General features: G+C 35.6%; 17 protein-coding genes, 2 tRNA genes, 1 rRNA gene and 1 riboswitch. Of the genes, 17 read left to right on the forward strand and 3 right to left on the reverse strand.

Annotated features, from left to right (window positions below; all coding sequences use genetic code 11):
* The 3 genes from rrf to JOC59_RS06765 form a co-directional block, all read left to right on the forward strand.
* Positions 1-89 (forward strand): 5S ribosomal RNA (rrf, locus tag JOC59_RS09585); the annotation flags it as partial.
* Between the two features lie 9 nt (positions 90-98).
* Positions 99-171: transfer RNA gene (locus tag JOC59_RS06760), tRNA-Asn, on the forward strand.
* 40 nt (positions 172-211) lie between these two features.
* Positions 212-257, forward strand: a riboswitch (PreQ1 riboswitch).
* A 3-nt stretch (positions 258-260) separates the two neighbouring features.
* Complete coding sequence (locus JOC59_RS06765) at positions 261-764, forward strand: QueT transporter family protein (protein WP_205144040.1); 504 nt, start codon at positions 261-263, stop codon at positions 762-764.
* Positions 765-912: 148 nt separating this feature from the next.
* Here the strand turns inward: JOC59_RS06765 and JOC59_RS06770 are convergent, their stop codons facing one another.
* Positions 913-2,844, reverse strand: a complete 1,932-nt coding sequence (locus tag JOC59_RS06770; protein ID WP_205144041.1) for an ABC-F family ATP-binding cassette domain-containing protein — start codon at positions 2,842-2,844, stop codon at positions 913-915.
* A gap of 171 nt (positions 2,845-3,015) precedes the next feature.
* On the opposite strand from JOC59_RS06770, the gene JOC59_RS06775 reads away from it, so the two are divergent.
* From JOC59_RS06775 to JOC59_RS06840, 14 genes are all read left to right on the forward strand, one after another.
* Entirely contained in the window at positions 3,016-3,660 is a 645-nt protein-coding gene (locus JOC59_RS06775) for a redox-sensing transcriptional repressor Rex (RefSeq protein WP_205144042.1), read from the forward strand.
* 273 nt (positions 3,661-3,933) lie between these two features.
* The gene (groES, locus tag JOC59_RS06780; RefSeq protein ID WP_205144043.1) at positions 3,934-4,218 is read left to right on the forward strand and encodes a co-chaperone GroES; all 285 of its coding nucleotides are present in this window, start codon (positions 3,934-3,936) and stop codon (positions 4,216-4,218) included.
* Positions 4,219-4,249: 31 nt separating this feature from the next.
* Entirely contained in the window at positions 4,250-5,881 is a 1,632-nt protein-coding gene (gene groL / locus JOC59_RS06785; protein ID WP_205144044.1) for a chaperonin GroEL, read from the forward strand.
* A gap of 244 nt (positions 5,882-6,125) precedes the next feature.
* Positions 6,126-6,761 (forward strand): dTMP kinase, encoded by a 636-nt coding sequence (gene tmk / locus JOC59_RS06790; RefSeq protein WP_205144045.1) that lies wholly within the window; start codon positions 6,126-6,128, stop codon positions 6,759-6,761.
* 60 nt (positions 6,762-6,821) lie between these two features.
* Positions 6,822-7,151: a cyclic-di-AMP receptor gene (locus JOC59_RS06795; protein ID WP_205144046.1), complete on the forward strand. Its 330-nt coding sequence runs from the start codon at positions 6,822-6,824 to the stop codon at positions 7,149-7,151.
* A gap of 24 nt (positions 7,152-7,175) precedes the next feature.
* The gene (locus JOC59_RS06800; RefSeq protein ID WP_205144047.1) at positions 7,176-8,183 is read left to right on the forward strand and encodes a DNA polymerase III subunit delta'; all 1,008 of its coding nucleotides are present in this window, start codon (positions 7,176-7,178) and stop codon (positions 8,181-8,183) included.
* Between the two features lie 26 nt (positions 8,184-8,209).
* Positions 8,210-8,530, forward strand: coding sequence for a DNA replication initiation control protein YabA (locus JOC59_RS06805; protein WP_205144048.1), 321 nt, complete (start codon positions 8,210-8,212; stop codon positions 8,528-8,530).
* Positions 8,531-8,547: 17 nt separating this feature from the next.
* Complete coding sequence (gene rsmI, locus JOC59_RS06810; protein WP_205144049.1) at positions 8,548-9,444, forward strand: 16S rRNA (cytidine(1402)-2'-O)-methyltransferase; 897 nt, start codon at positions 8,548-8,550, stop codon at positions 9,442-9,444.
* The gene (locus tag JOC59_RS06815; RefSeq protein WP_205144050.1) at positions 9,444-10,202 is read left to right on the forward strand and encodes an acyl-[acyl-carrier-protein] thioesterase; all 759 of its coding nucleotides are present in this window, start codon (positions 9,444-9,446) and stop codon (positions 10,200-10,202) included. Before rsmI ends, JOC59_RS06815 begins: the two co-directional genes overlap by 1 nt.
* A 213-nt stretch (positions 10,203-10,415) precedes the next feature.
* Entirely contained in the window at positions 10,416-11,126 is a 711-nt protein-coding gene (tsaB, locus tag JOC59_RS06820) for a tRNA (adenosine(37)-N6)-threonylcarbamoyltransferase complex dimerization subunit type 1 TsaB (RefSeq protein ID WP_205144051.1), read from the forward strand.
* Positions 11,110-11,706 (forward strand): ribosomal protein S18-alanine N-acetyltransferase, encoded by a 597-nt coding sequence (gene rimI, locus JOC59_RS06825; RefSeq protein WP_205144052.1) that lies wholly within the window; start codon positions 11,110-11,112, stop codon positions 11,704-11,706. The genes tsaB and rimI (JOC59_RS06825) overlap by 17 nt, the downstream gene beginning before the upstream one ends.
* Positions 11,703-12,137 carry a ribosomal protein S18-alanine N-acetyltransferase gene (gene rimI, locus JOC59_RS06830; protein WP_205144053.1) on the forward strand — a complete coding sequence of 145 codons (435 nt, stop codon included), beginning with the start codon at positions 11,703-11,705 and terminating at the stop codon, positions 12,135-12,137. The genes rimI (JOC59_RS06825) and rimI (JOC59_RS06830) overlap by 4 nt, the downstream gene beginning before the upstream one ends.
* Positions 12,128-13,141 carry a tRNA (adenosine(37)-N6)-threonylcarbamoyltransferase complex transferase subunit TsaD gene (gene tsaD / locus JOC59_RS06835; RefSeq protein WP_205144066.1) on the forward strand — a complete coding sequence of 338 codons (1,014 nt, stop codon included), beginning with the start codon at positions 12,128-12,130 and terminating at the stop codon, positions 13,139-13,141. Before rimI (JOC59_RS06830) ends, tsaD begins: the two co-directional genes overlap by 10 nt.
* Before the next feature lie 184 nt (positions 13,142-13,325).
* Positions 13,326-13,841, forward strand: coding sequence for a hypothetical protein (locus JOC59_RS06840; protein WP_205144054.1), 516 nt, complete (start codon positions 13,326-13,328; stop codon positions 13,839-13,841).
* An 84-nt stretch (positions 13,842-13,925) separates the two neighbouring features.
* Here the strand turns inward: JOC59_RS06840 and JOC59_RS06845 are convergent.
* Both JOC59_RS06845 and JOC59_RS06850 read right to left on the reverse strand, forming a co-directional pair.
* Positions 13,926-14,015, reverse strand: a tRNA-Ser gene (locus JOC59_RS06845).
* Positions 14,016-14,062: 47 nt separating this feature from the next.
* Entirely contained in the window at positions 14,063-14,749 is a 687-nt protein-coding gene (locus JOC59_RS06850) for a carbonic anhydrase family protein (RefSeq protein WP_205144055.1), read from the reverse strand.
* Positions 14,750-15,000: the final 251 nt, after the last annotated feature.

The raw sequence follows: 15,000 nt of genomic DNA on the forward strand, positions 1-15,000 counted from the left end.
CTGTACCCATGCCGAACACAGAAGTTAAGCTCTGTAGCGCCAAAAGTAGTTGGGGGATCGCTCCCTGCGAGGATAGGACGTCGCCATGCTTATATTATTCCGGCATAGCTCAGTTGGTAGAGCACCTGACTGTTAATCAGGTTGTCGACGGTTCGAGCCCGCCTGCCGGAGTTTTTAGTATGACACTATGTCATACTTTTTTTATTTCAATTTATTTGAGGTTCATCAACCATCCCTCATAAAAAAACTAGGAGACTATTATGAATAGTGAAAAAAATAATGATTTGAAACCAACTGCCAAATTAGTATTAATGGGTTTAGTTGCAGCAATGTATGTTGCATTAACTTCTTCTTTTGGCTTTGGTATTGTACAGTTTAGAATGTCAGAAATGTTTAATCACTTAGCTGCATTTAATAAGCGCTATATTGTTGCTGTTACTTTAGGGGTAGTGATTGCTAATTCATTTCAGTCGCCATATGGCATGATTGATGTCGTTGTTGGGTCATTACAAACCTTAGTAATGACATCATTAGCATATTTTTGTACAAGAAAAGTAAAAAATACGATTACGAAACTTACAATAACGACGGTAATTAGCACACTAATGATGTGGGTGATTGCGGTAGAGATAATGTATATGACTAAAGCACCAATTGCATTTTGGCCAACTTATGGTTCATTAATGGTTGGTGAGTTAGCAAGTATGGTTTTAGGTGGCATTATTATATATTTTATAAGTAAGCGCATTGATTTAACACGCTAATAATAAAAGGAGACAACTTTCACATTTGAGGTTGCCTCCTTTTATTATTATTCAAATATTTAAAATTAAGGTTAGTATGAACAAAGTAAGAAGTGAAATAACAAGCTACGTGATTTAGTTAAATAATTAATAAATATTGCTTAATTATTTAATCCTGCAACTCTTCTAAAGTTAAACTGCGTTCTTCCCAAGTTGTATTTAATTGTTCTAAATTTTTGCGTAAATTATCTAAATCTTTTTGTAAATCACTTAATTTACCAATATTCGTAGCATTAGCAGCGTCATTCATTTGGTTTGTGATCATAAGCTGTTCGTTTTCATTGGTTTCAATAGCTTGTTCAATCTCTTCAACGGCGCGAGTAGCTTTACGAATGTCCTTTTGCCGATTTTTATTTGCTTGGTAACTTTCGATTGAAGAATTATTCGATATTGGTGAAGTTAAAGAATTATCGCCTGATTGAGTAGCTTGAAGATCACTTTTTTCGAGATAATAATCATAATCTCCCATATAGGTAGTCGAGCCACTTTGAGATATTTCGACAATTTCAGTTGCCACTTGATTGATAAAATAACGATCATGCGAGACAAATAAAACAGTACCATTAAATTCATTGATAGCAGTCTCAAGGACTTCACGTGAATCAATATCCAAATGGTTAGTCGGTTCATCTAAAATTAAAAAATTGTCATGATTCATTGCTAATTTAGTAAGCATTAAACGGGCACGCTCACCACCAGAAAGACCACTAACTTTTTTGATAATATCATCACCACTAAATAAGAAACTACCTAGAATAGAACGAATATCTTTTTCAGAGGTTAGGGGGTGTTCGTTCCAAAGCTCATGAAGGACACTATTGTTTTCATGAAGTAGCTGTTGTTCTTGATCATAATAGCCGATTGAAACGTTAGCACCAATTTTAAATTCACCAGCAATAAATGGAATAATTTGCAAAATACTTTTAAGCAATGTTGATTTACCAATTCCGTTTGGCCCCACAATTGCAACCGCATGATGTTTATCAATTGTTAAATTAATATTTTGGCTTAACGGATGAGTAGCAGTATAACCAATGGTAGCCTTTTTAACCCTTAATACTTCATGGCCACTTTCTAAATCAGTTGCGAATTGAATCCGAGCTTGTGATGTATCATTTTTTGGCTTTTGAATTTTTTCCATGCGTTCGAGTTGTTTACGCCTAGATTGCGATCTTTTGGTGGTAGAAGCTCGAACGATATTACGATTGACAAAATCTTCTAATTTTTCAATTTGTTTTTGTTGTTTTTCGTACTCTTTTAAAGCTGTTTTTAGATTTTGGGCTTTAACTTCAAGGAAATTTGAATAATTTCCTTGATAGTGGTCCAAATGACCAAAATTCATATCGTAAACTTCTGTAATAACACGATCTAAAAAGTAACGATCATGGGAAACAACCAATAAAGCACCAGCATAATTTTGCAGATATGATTCTAGCCAAGCTAGAGTATCAGTGTCTAAATGATTGGTTGGTTCGTCAAGAATTAATAGATCTGGTTTTTCAAGGAGGGCTTTAGCAAGTGCGAGGCGTGTTCGTTGCCCACCACTCAAGGAATTTATCTTATCAGCATAACGTTCTTCAGGAAAATTAAAACCATGTAAAATACCACGAATGGCAGCTTCATAACCATAGCCGTTATTTGCAGCAAAATCATGTTGTAATTGATCATATCGATTTAATAATTTTACATATTCGGCAGTCGTTGGATCATCGTTGGCAATTTGCTGTTCTAATGAATGCATTTGACCTTCTAAAGCGCGGACATCAGCAAAAACATTTAACATTTCATTCCAAATAGTATTATTACTATTTAGACCTGAATTTTGCGCTAAATAGCTTAAGGTGACATCTTTTTTCATAGTTACGGTTCCTTCATCAGGTGCATTTAAGCCCGCAATAATCTTAAGAAGGGTTGATTTACCAGCACCGTTACGGCCAACAAGGCCAATACGAGCGTGATCCTTGATTTCTAATTGTACGTTACTAAAGAGCACATTAGCTCCAAAGCGTCTTGCAACGTGTTGAGCTTGTAACAAAATCATTATAAAAGTACCTCTGTTTATGGTTAATAATTAAAGTTTAACATAAAACAATCTAAAAGTTTGTGAAATGATAATTGTTTTTTGTTTCACAAATAAATGAGTTATGCTACAATTACAAGAGAAATTAATTTCACAAGCTAAATAGATATTTGTGAAAAGGAGGAAATTTTCGTGGCAGAACCATCAATTCCAAGAGCAACTGCTAAACGGTTGCCTATTTATTATCGTTATCTTAAATTTTTACTAGACGCAGGAAAAACGCGCGTATCATCAACTGAATTATCAGATGCTGTAAAGTTTGATGCTGCGACGATTAGACGTGACTTTTCATATTTTGGTGCCTTAGGAAAACGAGGTTACGGATATGATGTTGAGAGTTTACTTGATTTTTTTGCAAAAATTTTAAACCAAGATACATTGACAAATGTGGCCTTAATCGGTTTAGGTAACCTAGGACATGCGTTATTAAACTTTAATTTCCATAAGAATTCAAATGTCCGGGTGTCAGCAGTCTTTGATATTAATCAAGAGTTAATTAATACTATTCAATCAGGGGTACCAGTGTATGATATAAAAGACATGGTAAATCAAATTCAAGATCAACGGATTGAGATAGCTATCTTGACAGTACCGCAATCAGAAGCACAAGCAACGACTGATTTACTAGTAAAGGCTGGGATTAAGGGGATTTTAAACTTTACACCTTTACGGGTTACAGTACCTGAAAAAGTGCGTGTCCAAAACGTTGATTTAACTAATGAATTACAGACATTGATTTACTTTATTGAAAATTATTCTGAACAAAGTATTAATTAAAGGTATGTATGATTTAGTGATTAGGTGATACGAGTACTAGCTAAAAATAAATGCGCGATTGTTACCAGTACCGCAATAAAATTAAATTCTTAAGAGTCCAAGACTTTTGTCGAGGACTTTTTTTATCTGTTTATTTTTATTATAAATTAATGTTTGACTTTTTTTGACCTTACACTTGCATTATTTAAAAAGCGTGCTAATATAGATAATGTAATTAGCACTTCAACTAAGTGAGTGCTAAAATAAAAATCAGTTTTAATGGAGGTGCGTAACGTGCTTAAGCCACTAGGAGATCGCGTTATTTTACAAGTCGAAAAAGAACAAGAAAAAACAATTGGCGGTATCGTTATTGCTGGTAACGCTGAAGAAAAACCATCAACAGCTAAGGTTGTTGCAGTCGGTAATGGGTATCTTTTACAAGATGGGACAATCACACCATTATCAGTGAAGGTTGATGATGAAGTGATTTTTGATAAATTTGCCGGTAATGAAGTTAAACATAATGGTGAAGATTTCATTGTCGTACATGAAAAAGATATTATTGCAATTGTAGAATAATTTACATAATAAGGTGAGGTAAATTAATAAGATGGCTAAAGATATAAAATTTTCAGAAGACGCACGGAGCGCAATGCTTCGTGGGGTTGATAAATTAGCAAACACAGTAAAAACAACAATTGGTCCAAAGGGTCGAAATGTTGTGTTAGAAGAAACATATGGCGCACCAACAATTACTAATGATGGGGTTACAATTGCTAAGGCAATCGAACTTGAGGATCATTTTGAAAATATGGGTGCAAAATTAGTTGCCGAAGTTGCTTCCAAAACAAATGATATTGCAGGGGATGGGACAACAACTGCGACCGTTCTTACACAATCAATTGTTAATGAAGGGTTGAAAAACGTAACAGCTGGCGCAAATCCCGTTGGAATTCGACGCGGAATTGAATTAGCAACAAAAGCAGCAGTGGAAGCATTACACAAGATGTCACATGAAGTAGCAACTAAAGACGATATTGCTCAAGTTGCATCAATTTCCGCTGCAAATAGTGAAGTTGGTGAATTGATTGCTGATGCTATGGAAAAAGTCGGTAACGACGGTGTTATCACAATTGAGGAATCAAAAGGTATCGAAACCAGTCTTGAAGTTGTTGAAGGAATGCAATTTGATCGTGGCTACATGTCACAATACATGGTTACTGATAACGACAAAATGGAAGCATCTTTAGATAATCCATTTATCTTAATTACAGATAAAAAAATTGGTAATATTCAAGATATTTTACCAATGCTACAAGGAATTGTTGAACAAGGTCGCTCATTATTAATCATTGCTGATGATATTACAGGGGAAGCATTACCAACACTTGTTCTAAACAAGATGCGTGGAACCTTTAATGTGGTAGCTGTTAAGGCACCTGGTTTTGGTGATCGTCGTAAAGCAATGCTTGAAGATATTGCTATCTTAACGGGTGGAACAGTGATTACTGATGACTTAGGATTAAATCTTAAAGACACTACGTTAGAACAACTTGGTCAAGCTGCTAAAGTGACAGTTTCTAAGGATAACACTACAATTGTTGAAGGTCACGGAGACAAAGCGACGATTCTGGATCGGGTAGACAACATTAAAAAGCAAGTTGCTGAAACAACTTCTGACTTTGATCGTGAAAAACTACAAGAACGACTAGCTAAGTTAAGCGGTGGTGTAGCTGTCATTAAAGTTGGTGCGGCGACAGAAACTGAATTAAAAGAACGTAAATACCGTATTGAGGATGCCCTCAATGCTACTCGTGCGGCTGTTGAAGAAGGCTTTGTATCAGGTGGTGGAACAGCATTAGTGAATGTAATTCCAGCAGTAGCAGCCTTATCTGAAAAAGGGGATGTGCAAACAGGGATTAATATTGTACAACGCGCGCTTGAAGCACCAGTACGTCAAATTGCTATTAATGCTGGCCTTGAAGGTTCAGTAATTGTTAATAAGCTAAAGGAACAAGAAATTGGTGTTGGCTATAATGCGGCTGATGATACATGGGTTGATATGGTTAAGGCCGGAATTGTTGATCCAACTAAGGTTACTCGATCAGCATTACAAAATGCGGCCTCTGTTTCAGCATTGTTGTTAACTACAGAAGCAGTCGTAGCAGAGCAACCAAAACCAGCTGGTAATGATACACAAGCAGCAGCTGCACAAGCAGCGGCCATGGGCGGTATGATGTAAGCAATGAGTTTAGTGTGATTAACATTACACTTATGATAGCTTAATGTGATGGTCTAACAAAAATCATTAATGATTTTTGTTAGACCATTTTTTATAAAAAATTATTAAGCAAAATGAGGTTATTTAAGGGTTACGCCGCCTTAAATTAAAAGCCAATCAAGCGATGTGTTGAGAGTCAATAGACAAGCGTTATGATTTCAAGTAGAATTAATACTATTAATGAAATGAACAGGAAGTGAAGTCTTTGACTGGTAAATTTATCACATTTGAAGGACCAGATGGAGCTGGTAAAACAAGTATTTTAAACAAATTAGTAGAAAAAGTACAACAAAAATTAGCACAAAATTTAGTAGTTACCCGTGAACCTGGGGGAACGGCGATTGCAGAAGCTGTCAGAAATGTTTTATTGGATAATAGTAATACTAATATGGATGCGAGAACAGAGGCGTTGTTATTTGCAGCGGCGCGACGACAACATATTGTTGAAATCATTGAACCAGCTTTAGCACAAAATAAAGTAATCTTTTGTGATCGCTTTGTTGATAGTTCAGTAGCATATCAAGGTGCTGGTCGAGCAATTGGAATGGATGAGGTTTACAATATGAACCTTTTTGCAACTAATGGTTTAACACCTGACTTAACTTTATATTTTGATGTGCCTTCAGAGGTTGGCTTAGAACGAATAAAAAATTATCGAACCGACGAAATTAATCGATTAGATACAGATACCCTTGAATTTCATAAGCGCGTTAAAGCAGGGTATCAAAAATTAATAAAAGACCATAGTAAGCGAATAGTTATAATAAATGCTAATCAACCTTTTGCAGATGTCTTACAAGTAGCTTATCAGGTGATTGCGAATTATCTTGAGCTCAATTAATTTATTGACGCTGAGTAGCAAGGTATAATAGCAACTAAAATAGGAAAGTAGGTATTGATAATGAAAATGATTATGGCAATTGTGCAAGATAAAGATAGTAATAAAGTAAGTAGTCAGTTAGCCAAAGCACAAGTCCAAGCGACACGATTTAATTCAGCAGGTAGCTTTTTACGTTCAGGAAATACGACTTTCATGATTGGGATTGAGGATGAACGGGTGGAGGAAGTTATTGAAATTATTCATCAAGCATCACGATCACGTAAACAATTCATGACACCACCCCTCAACATGGACTCGATTATGGATTCTGGTTCATCGTTCCCAATTGAAGTTGAAGTTGGTGGAGGAACTGTGTTTGTCTTACCAATTGATAGTTTTCGCCACTTTTAATGTTAAATGAGGAAGTAGATTGCATTGACACCACAAGAAATATTTAAGCACTTAGATAAGCATCAAATAGATATTACTAAACATTTTGAACGGGCCATTGAGCATAAACGTTTAGCTCATGCCTTTATCTTTGATGGCCCCGATATGCAACAGCAAGAATTAGTTGCTACTTGGTTAGCAATGCGCCTATTTTGCCTAAATGATACGAATAAACCATGTGGCGAATGTAATAATTGTCAAAGAATTGTTAATGGCGAGCATCCTGATGTGATTTCAATTGTAAGTGATAATAAAACGATTAAAATTGATGAAATTCGCTATATAAAAAATGAATTCAATAAACGAGCAGTTGAAGGGTTTCAGAAATTTTTAATTATTAAAGATGCAGACAAATTAACAGTTGGTGCTGAAAATAGTTTATTGAAGTTTATTGAGGAACCGCAAGGGCCAACCACCATTGTCCTGTTAACACAAAATCGGTATGCCCTTTTACCAACAATTATTTCACGAACACAATTGATTGAATTCAAAGGTGTGACACCGAAGATTTTAGCTAAGGAATTGACCAATCTGTTTCCAAAGCAAAATGTTGATATCATTAAAATAGTCAGCCATTTAGCAACCGATTTAAAAACGGCTGAGTACATAATGGCTGATGATTGGGTATTAGAAAGTACGCATGCAATGCTACGTTGGTATACAGTATTGATGAAGCAAGATATTGCAGCGTTTGCAATGGTCCAAATGGGTTTAGGGCCATTAGGTGAAAATGATCGGCTAAAAGAGCAAGCAATCTTAGATTTGTGTTTACTTGCATTTCGAGATGTTTTGAGAATGTATGAGCAACGCGAAGTTATTTTTTTGCAAAATATTGAGCAAAATGAAAGTATTCTTAAAATCACTAGCCTTGAGCAAATATTAAAGATAATGGATGTAATTTTGAAGGCGCCCCAATTACTAAAACAAAATATAAATTTTCAAACTATTATGGAAAAAATAACATTAGAAATATGGTTAATTTTAAAAGGTTAGGTTGAAAATGAGCGTGGAGAAATATAATGGAAAAGAAAGAAGTTTATGATCGTTTTTCTGAAATTTTGGCTGACATGCAACACATAATTGATGAGACAACCTTAATGCAAGCTACTTTAAATACATTAATTGAAGAAAACGCCGAGTTAACAATTGAAAATGAACATTTACGTAGTCAAATAATGAATAAAAAGACGGCTAAGATTCAACCACGATTATCACGTTCACGAGAAAATTTAAGAAAATTATATGAATCAGGGTTTCATATTTGTAATGCTTCATATGGGCGCCGTTTAGAAGATGGTGAGTCGTGTTTAGAATGTTTAGATATTATTTATGGTAGTTAAAAGATAGGAGCAATTTGATGTACGTACAAAAAAGTTTTAATCAAACTGACAACCAAGGAACTTTATATTTAGTACCCACACCTATCGGTAATTTAGAAGATATGACGTTTAGAGCGATTAAGACACTAAAGGCGGTCGATTTGATTGCGGCAGAAGATACCCGGCACACACAACAGTTATTAAACTATTTTGAAATTAAAACACATCAAATTTCGTTTCATGAACATAATACGCAAGAACGAATTCCAGAGTTACTAGCTAAATTAGCGAGTGGGTTAAACATTGCCCAAGTTAGTGATGCGGGGATGCCGTCAATTTCAGATCCAGGTAGTGAACTAGTACAAGCGGCGATTGCACATGCCATCAAGGTAGTACCATTACCAGGCGCAAATGCGGGCTTAACAGCATTGATTGCTTCAGGATTAGTACCACAACCATTTTATTTTTATGGATTCTTAGGCCGTAAAAAGAATGATCAAAAAAAGATAATTAGTGACCTAGGTCAGCACCACGAAACAGTTATTTTATATGAGTCACCCTATCGGATTAGAAAAACGCTTAAATTAATGGCAGAGGTATTAGGAACAAGCCGCCAAGTGGTATTAGCACGTGAGGTTACGAAACGCTATGAGGAATTTGTTAATGGAACATTGGGTGAGGTAATTGAGTGGTTTGCTGAACATGAACCACGGGGCGAATTTGTATTGCTATTAGGTGGTAGTACAGATGAAGCGACGACCGGGACTAACACAGATGAAGTGAAACTGCCAATTGATGAAAAAGTCCAATTATTAATTGATGAAGGCATGAAACCTAATTTAGCGATTAAGACAGTAGCTAATGAACGACAATTAAGGAAGCAAGATGTCTATAATATTTTTCACAAATTAAATGATCGGGGGACGGATAAATAATGGATGATGTTTATACGGAAAAACATCAAGTAGTGTACTATGAAGTGGATGTGAGTGGAAAACTATCAATACCCATGATTTTAAACCTTGCTATCTTAGGATCAACCAATCAAAGTGCTGCATTGGGGATGGGTAATGAACGAATTCATGCTAATAATGTGGGCTGGGTTGTTCTACAATATGATATGCAAATTGATCGACGACCAAAAGTTGACGAGGTTATTAATATTAAAACTCAAGCGGTTGAATATAATCCTTTTTTTGCCGTTCGTAAGTTTTGGTTAGAAGGGTTAGATGGTGAGCCGTTAGTAACTATCAATTCAATTTTTGCGATGATTGACATGCAAGCTCGAAAAATGATTAGAATACCACAAGTTATGATGGATACATATCAAGCAAAACGAGTTAAACATATTACAAGAATTCCGGATCCACAAGATATTACTACTACAACAACAGAACCGCAAGGAACCAATTACCACGTACGTTTCTTTGATATTGATCACAATCATCATGTGAATAATGCACATTATTTTGCTTGGATGCAAGATCCATTGGGAGCAGATTTTTTAAAAAAATATGAAACCAAACGAGTAAATATCAAGTATGAAAATGAAATTAGGTATGGCTCGGAAGTGGTAAGCTATTACAAAATATTACCAAGCGTTGGTGGTGAAGTCATAACGTTACACCAAATTAAAGTTGATGGTCAAGTCATGACTGAAGCAGAAATGTATTGGCAAGAAAATCAAGCATAGAGTCCAGGACAGATGTCTCGGGCTCTTTTTAGCAAACATATTTGCCAACTACTAAGCGAGATTTAAGAACAAAAAATAAAGGTAAGATTGTTTTTTTGCGAGCTTTATCGGGATTAGTGGTTAAATTAAATAACTTAACGTGATATTATATACACTGAGTAATTGACAAGAGATAACTTAAATTTATAAATTAACTTCAAGGAGAAGCAAGCAGTGAAAATACTAGCGATGGATACATCAAATCAACCAATGGCGTTGGCATTGGTTGAAGATAATCGAGTCCTGAGTGAAAAATTAACTAATGAAAAACGTAACCATAGTGTGCAACTATTGCCGATGATTGCCGAAATGATGCAGGAAGTAAACTGGACGCCCACAATGTTGAATCGGGTAGTGGTTGCGCAAGGACCGGGTTCATATACGGGAGTACGAATAGGAGTAACGACGGCTAAAACCTTAGCGACAACGTTAAATATTGAATTGGTGGGTGTATCTAGTTTAGCCGTTTTGGCTAATAATATTGACCAAGTAGATACGCTAGTGGTACCAATATTTGATGCCCGTAATGATAATATGTATGCAGGCATATATAAAAATAATGCAGTAATTTGGCCAGATCAGCATACTAATATTACTAAGTTAATTGCTAACCTAACGGAATTTAACAGCAAAATAATTGTAGTTGGTGAGTATCAAAATTTTGTGGAACAATTAACTGCTAGTTTTGCGGAGCGGATTACATTTGCAAAAGGGCTGGCTAATTTACCTAAAGGAAGTAGTGTTGCGCAATTGGGTACGGCCAAAGCACCAGAAAAATGGCCTCATCGATTTGTACCTAATTATCTACGTGTATCCCAAGCAGAAGCCGACTGGCAAGCAAAACACCCCAATGAGATAGAGAAAGATTATGTTGAAGAAGTTTAAAACAGAAGACATTAGAAGAAAGCTTAGAAGAATAACCCAGCAATTAACCGGTTTTGATGAACAACAGGTTAATGCAATGGCGATTAAAGCCGATCGGGTAACGATAAATAATGTGCTATATTATATGGGACGCGCTCAAGTATCAGATATTCAAGAGATTTTAGATATTGAACGGGCTGTTTATAATGGTAAGACACCTTGGAATGATAAAGCTTTTGCGCGAGAATTACATCGTAAGGCTGATAGATTATACTTAGTTATTCGTAAAGCTGATCAAATGATTGCCTTTATTGGCGCAAGTTTTTCGCGCTCAACAGGTGATATGCACATTACAAATATTGCGGTTTTACCAGTATGGCAAGGGCAAGGTATTGGGACATTTTTATTAAATACGATTATTGCAAAAGCAAAAATGATTAAAGCGAGCCAGCTTTCACTTGAAGTACGAATATCAAATGTTAAAGCGCAACAAGTTTATAAAAATTTAGGGTTTACATCGCAAGGGATAAAAGCCGGATACTATTTCGGTGACCATGAAGACGCATTAGATATGACGTTACAAATAGAGGCAGGTAGATGAATGAAATAACTTATCGGCAGCCATTAAACGCGGCTGAGATTTATGATCTAGCAGAACAGGCCTATGGCAAAGCACCGTGGAGTTTAGCAACGATTGAGCATGATTTAAGAAATCAATATGCTGATTATTTAGTGTGCCTAGTTGATAATAAAGCAGTGGGTTTTGTTAGTGGTACGTTAATAATTGATGAGTTATCAATTTCAAATATTGGTGTGCTACCAGCCTATCGAGGACAAGGATTAGCAGTTAAATTATTAACAACATGGTTAGCACGATTTAAGACAGCACAAAAAGTATTTTTAGAAGTACGTGTTAGTAACATTAGTGCGCAACGAGTTTATAAAAAATTAGCATTTAAAGCAGTGGCTATTAGGAAGCAGTATTATCATAATCCACTCGAAGATGCTGTAATTATGGAGAAATTATTGTGAGTATAATATTATCTTTTGAATCTAGTGCTGATGAAACGAGCGTGGCAGTTGTCAAAGATGGCAACAAGATTTTAAGTAATGAAATTGCAACACAAATAAAATCACATCAACGCTTTGGCGGTATTGTACCTGAGGTTGCTAGTCGGCACCATATTGAACGAGTGACTATTTTGGTCGATGAAGCATTAGCAGATGCGAATATAACCTATGCTGATATTGATGCAATTGCTGTAACTTATGGGCCAGGATTAGTAGGATCATTATTAATTGGTGTTACAGCCGCTAAAACAATTGCATGGGCGCATAATATTCCATTAGTACCTACAAGTCATTTGGCAGGGCACATTATGGCCGCCCGTTTTGTGAAACCAATTGAGTATCCTGCATTGGCATTATTGGTTAGCGGTGGTCATACTGAATTAGTCTATTTACCACGTGAAGGTGCTTTTGAGGTATTAGGAGAAACACGGGATGATGCGGCTGGCGAATCATATGATAAAGTGGGTCGTGTGATGGGAATTGCTTATCCAGCTGGGAAAACAATTGATGAATTAGCACATCAAGGTAAGGATACGTTTAACTTTCCACGAGCAATGGAAAATGATGGCACGTATGAATTTAGCTTTTCTGGTTTAAAATCAGCATTTATCAATACTTATCATAATGCCCAGCAACGGGATGAAGTCCTAAATAAAGAAAATTTGGCGGCTAGTTTTCAAGCAGCAGTTGTGGATGTGTTAGTTAATAAAACAGCACAAGCATTGGATCATTATCCAGTAAAGCAGTTACTATTAGGTGGAGGAGTTGCTGCTAATCAAGGCCTGAGAACAGCACTAGCTAACTTATTAGCTAATTATGACACCGAGTTTATTCCTGTGCCACTTAAGTTAGCCGGGGATAATGCAGCGATGATTGGTGCTGCTGGTGAGATTTTTTATCGCAAAGGCCGCCGTGGTACGTATGATTTAAATGCCGATCCGTCTTTGGAATTTGAAGAATATTAAGTAATGAAGAACCTAACAAATTATCAAGGATATAGAGATCTTCAATTTTGATTAATAGTAAAGTATCATTTTTTTAACGTAAGTTTAAGGATAATTAATTGTGATTAACTTAAAACTAATGTATCATTTTAAGAGCAAACTAAGGAGAAAGTAACTATTTTCGTTAATTAGGAGAAGAATTATTTTGAGACATAAGTATATAACAATCACTAGTATCTTGCTTATCGTAATGGGGGTAGTTGGTGTTACTGCCTTAGGGGTTTACGAAACAGCTTTAAACACAACCATTAAAAAAGCTAATGCAGAAATTAGTAAGGCAAAAAATTTATTAAATGATGGTTTAATTCAATATGAGCAAGCAAATAGCTTAAAAGTTGAAATTCAAGAATTAAATAATGTTAAAGCTACGCGTAACAAGGAAGCAATTACCTATGAGACACAAACATTGGCCAAGTTAAATAAACGAATTAAAAAATTAGATGCCCAGTTTGATGATAATTTGAATAGATTGTACGATACAGTATTTAAAGCTAAGCAATTATTAAAGAATAAAAATGTTAGCAAACAAAATCGGCAGCTTCTAAAAAAAGTGTTGCGAACAATACCGGGACGCCCAATTGCAGCGGATCCAACTGAAGTTACTAAATTAGTTAAGGAGCTGAATGAGCTAAACCAAAAAATTACTAACACACTAACTTAAATATAATAAAAATACAACCCGAATGGCTAAAAGTAGTTTAGCAATCTAGGTTGTATTTTTATTTGGTATTTAGCTTTAAAATTAAGGAGGATAAGGGATTCGAACCCTTGCGTCAGTTGCCTGACCTGATGGTTTTCTAGACCATTCCCTTCAGCCGGACTTGGGTAATCCTCCATAACAATTAAACTAATTTTACACTAAAATGATACTAAAAACTAGTCTTAATAATAGTTTAATGGGCGACCTAAAGTAGGTTGCAAGGGACGGGTATTAGGAATTGGGACAATCGCCTTGAAAGCACTTAGCCAAGGAGTACTTAACGATTTATGGGTAGTTAGGATGATCCAATTAATCGGTCCTTTTGTTGGTGGAGTAGTTAGTGAACCAATATAGTTAACGTAATGTGCTAACGGTGGAAGTAATAGCGTGGCATCTAGTTTAAACGCTTGACTTAAATTAGAAAAAGGCAAAAAACCATCTTGATTAGGTTGTACAAAAATCGCAATAACGGTTGCTTGCCCGAAATCATTACGATGAACTAAATGGATCTCCAAGGGGAATGTTTGCTTATCTAAGGTGTGTTCACTGGGGCGATGGATATGAATGTCATCTAATCGATAGGTTATTTGATTGAAGGTAATTGTTTGCTTATGACTAGTTGGTAATAAATGAAGGCTATGATTAAAAATGACTGGCTTAAAAATATCTTGAAAATAATTCGTTTCAATACTAGAACCAGTAATAGCTGGCATAGATTGATGCTGGTTAGCTAAAGAGTCAAGGGGGATATTGATGGGAGACTGATATTGATAATTATCGGCCACAGAAAACCTAGGACAAATAGTAGCCCATTTATTAGGACCCAAATTAGTATAATTCCATTGCGGGTGTGTAGTAGTATTAAACATGGAGCACTCCTTAAAATAGTTAATGACGTATATTAATTCAATATTTTGCAAGAATACACTGAAAAAGTCAAACAATTAGCTCAAAATTGGGAATGTTAAGCTAAAGTAGCAGTAACTTTAACTGAGTGGGATGTATTTTCACCATGTTGTAGTTGAATAATGTATGTTAAAAAGTTGTTTTAAGCCGCCCAACAAAGACTACATATTAGCTAATTAAGTATGAAATACGAGATAGCCATTATAAAAATAGT

This window comes from Periweissella beninensis (genome assembly GCF_016908275.1).
Classification (GTDB): domain Bacteria; phylum Bacillota; class Bacilli; order Lactobacillales; family Lactobacillaceae; genus Periweissella; species Periweissella beninensis.

Bases quoted from the DNA above. Each gene is read 5' to 3' on its own strand.
- JOC59_RS06765 (WP_205144040.1), top strand. From the start codon at position 261: ATGAATAGTGAAAAAAATAATGATTTGAAACCAACTGCCAAATTAGTA.
- JOC59_RS06770 (WP_205144041.1), bottom strand. From the start codon at position 2,844: ATGATTTTGTTACAAGCTCAACACGTTGCAAGACGCTTTGGAGCTAAT.
- groL (WP_205144044.1), top strand. From the start codon at position 4,250: ATGGCTAAAGATATAAAATTTTCAGAAGACGCACGGAGCGCAATGCTT.
- JOC59_RS06795 (WP_205144046.1), top strand. From the start codon at position 6,822: ATGAAAATGATTATGGCAATTGTGCAAGATAAAGATAGTAATAAAGTA.
- JOC59_RS06805 (WP_205144048.1), top strand. From the start codon at position 8,210: ATGGAAAAGAAAGAAGTTTATGATCGTTTTTCTGAAATTTTGGCTGAC.
- rsmI (WP_205144049.1), top strand. From the start codon at position 8,548: ATGTACGTACAAAAAAGTTTTAATCAAACTGACAACCAAGGAACTTTA.
- JOC59_RS06815 (WP_205144050.1), top strand. From the start codon at position 9,444: ATGGATGATGTTTATACGGAAAAACATCAAGTAGTGTACTATGAAGTG.
- rimI (WP_205144052.1), top strand. From the start codon at position 11,110: ATGTTGAAGAAGTTTAAAACAGAAGACATTAGAAGAAAGCTTAGAAGA.
- rimI (WP_205144053.1), top strand. From the start codon at position 11,703: ATGAATGAAATAACTTATCGGCAGCCATTAAACGCGGCTGAGATTTAT.
- JOC59_RS06850 (WP_205144055.1), bottom strand. From the start codon at position 14,749: ATGTTTAATACTACTACACACCCGCAATGGAATTATACTAATTTGGGT.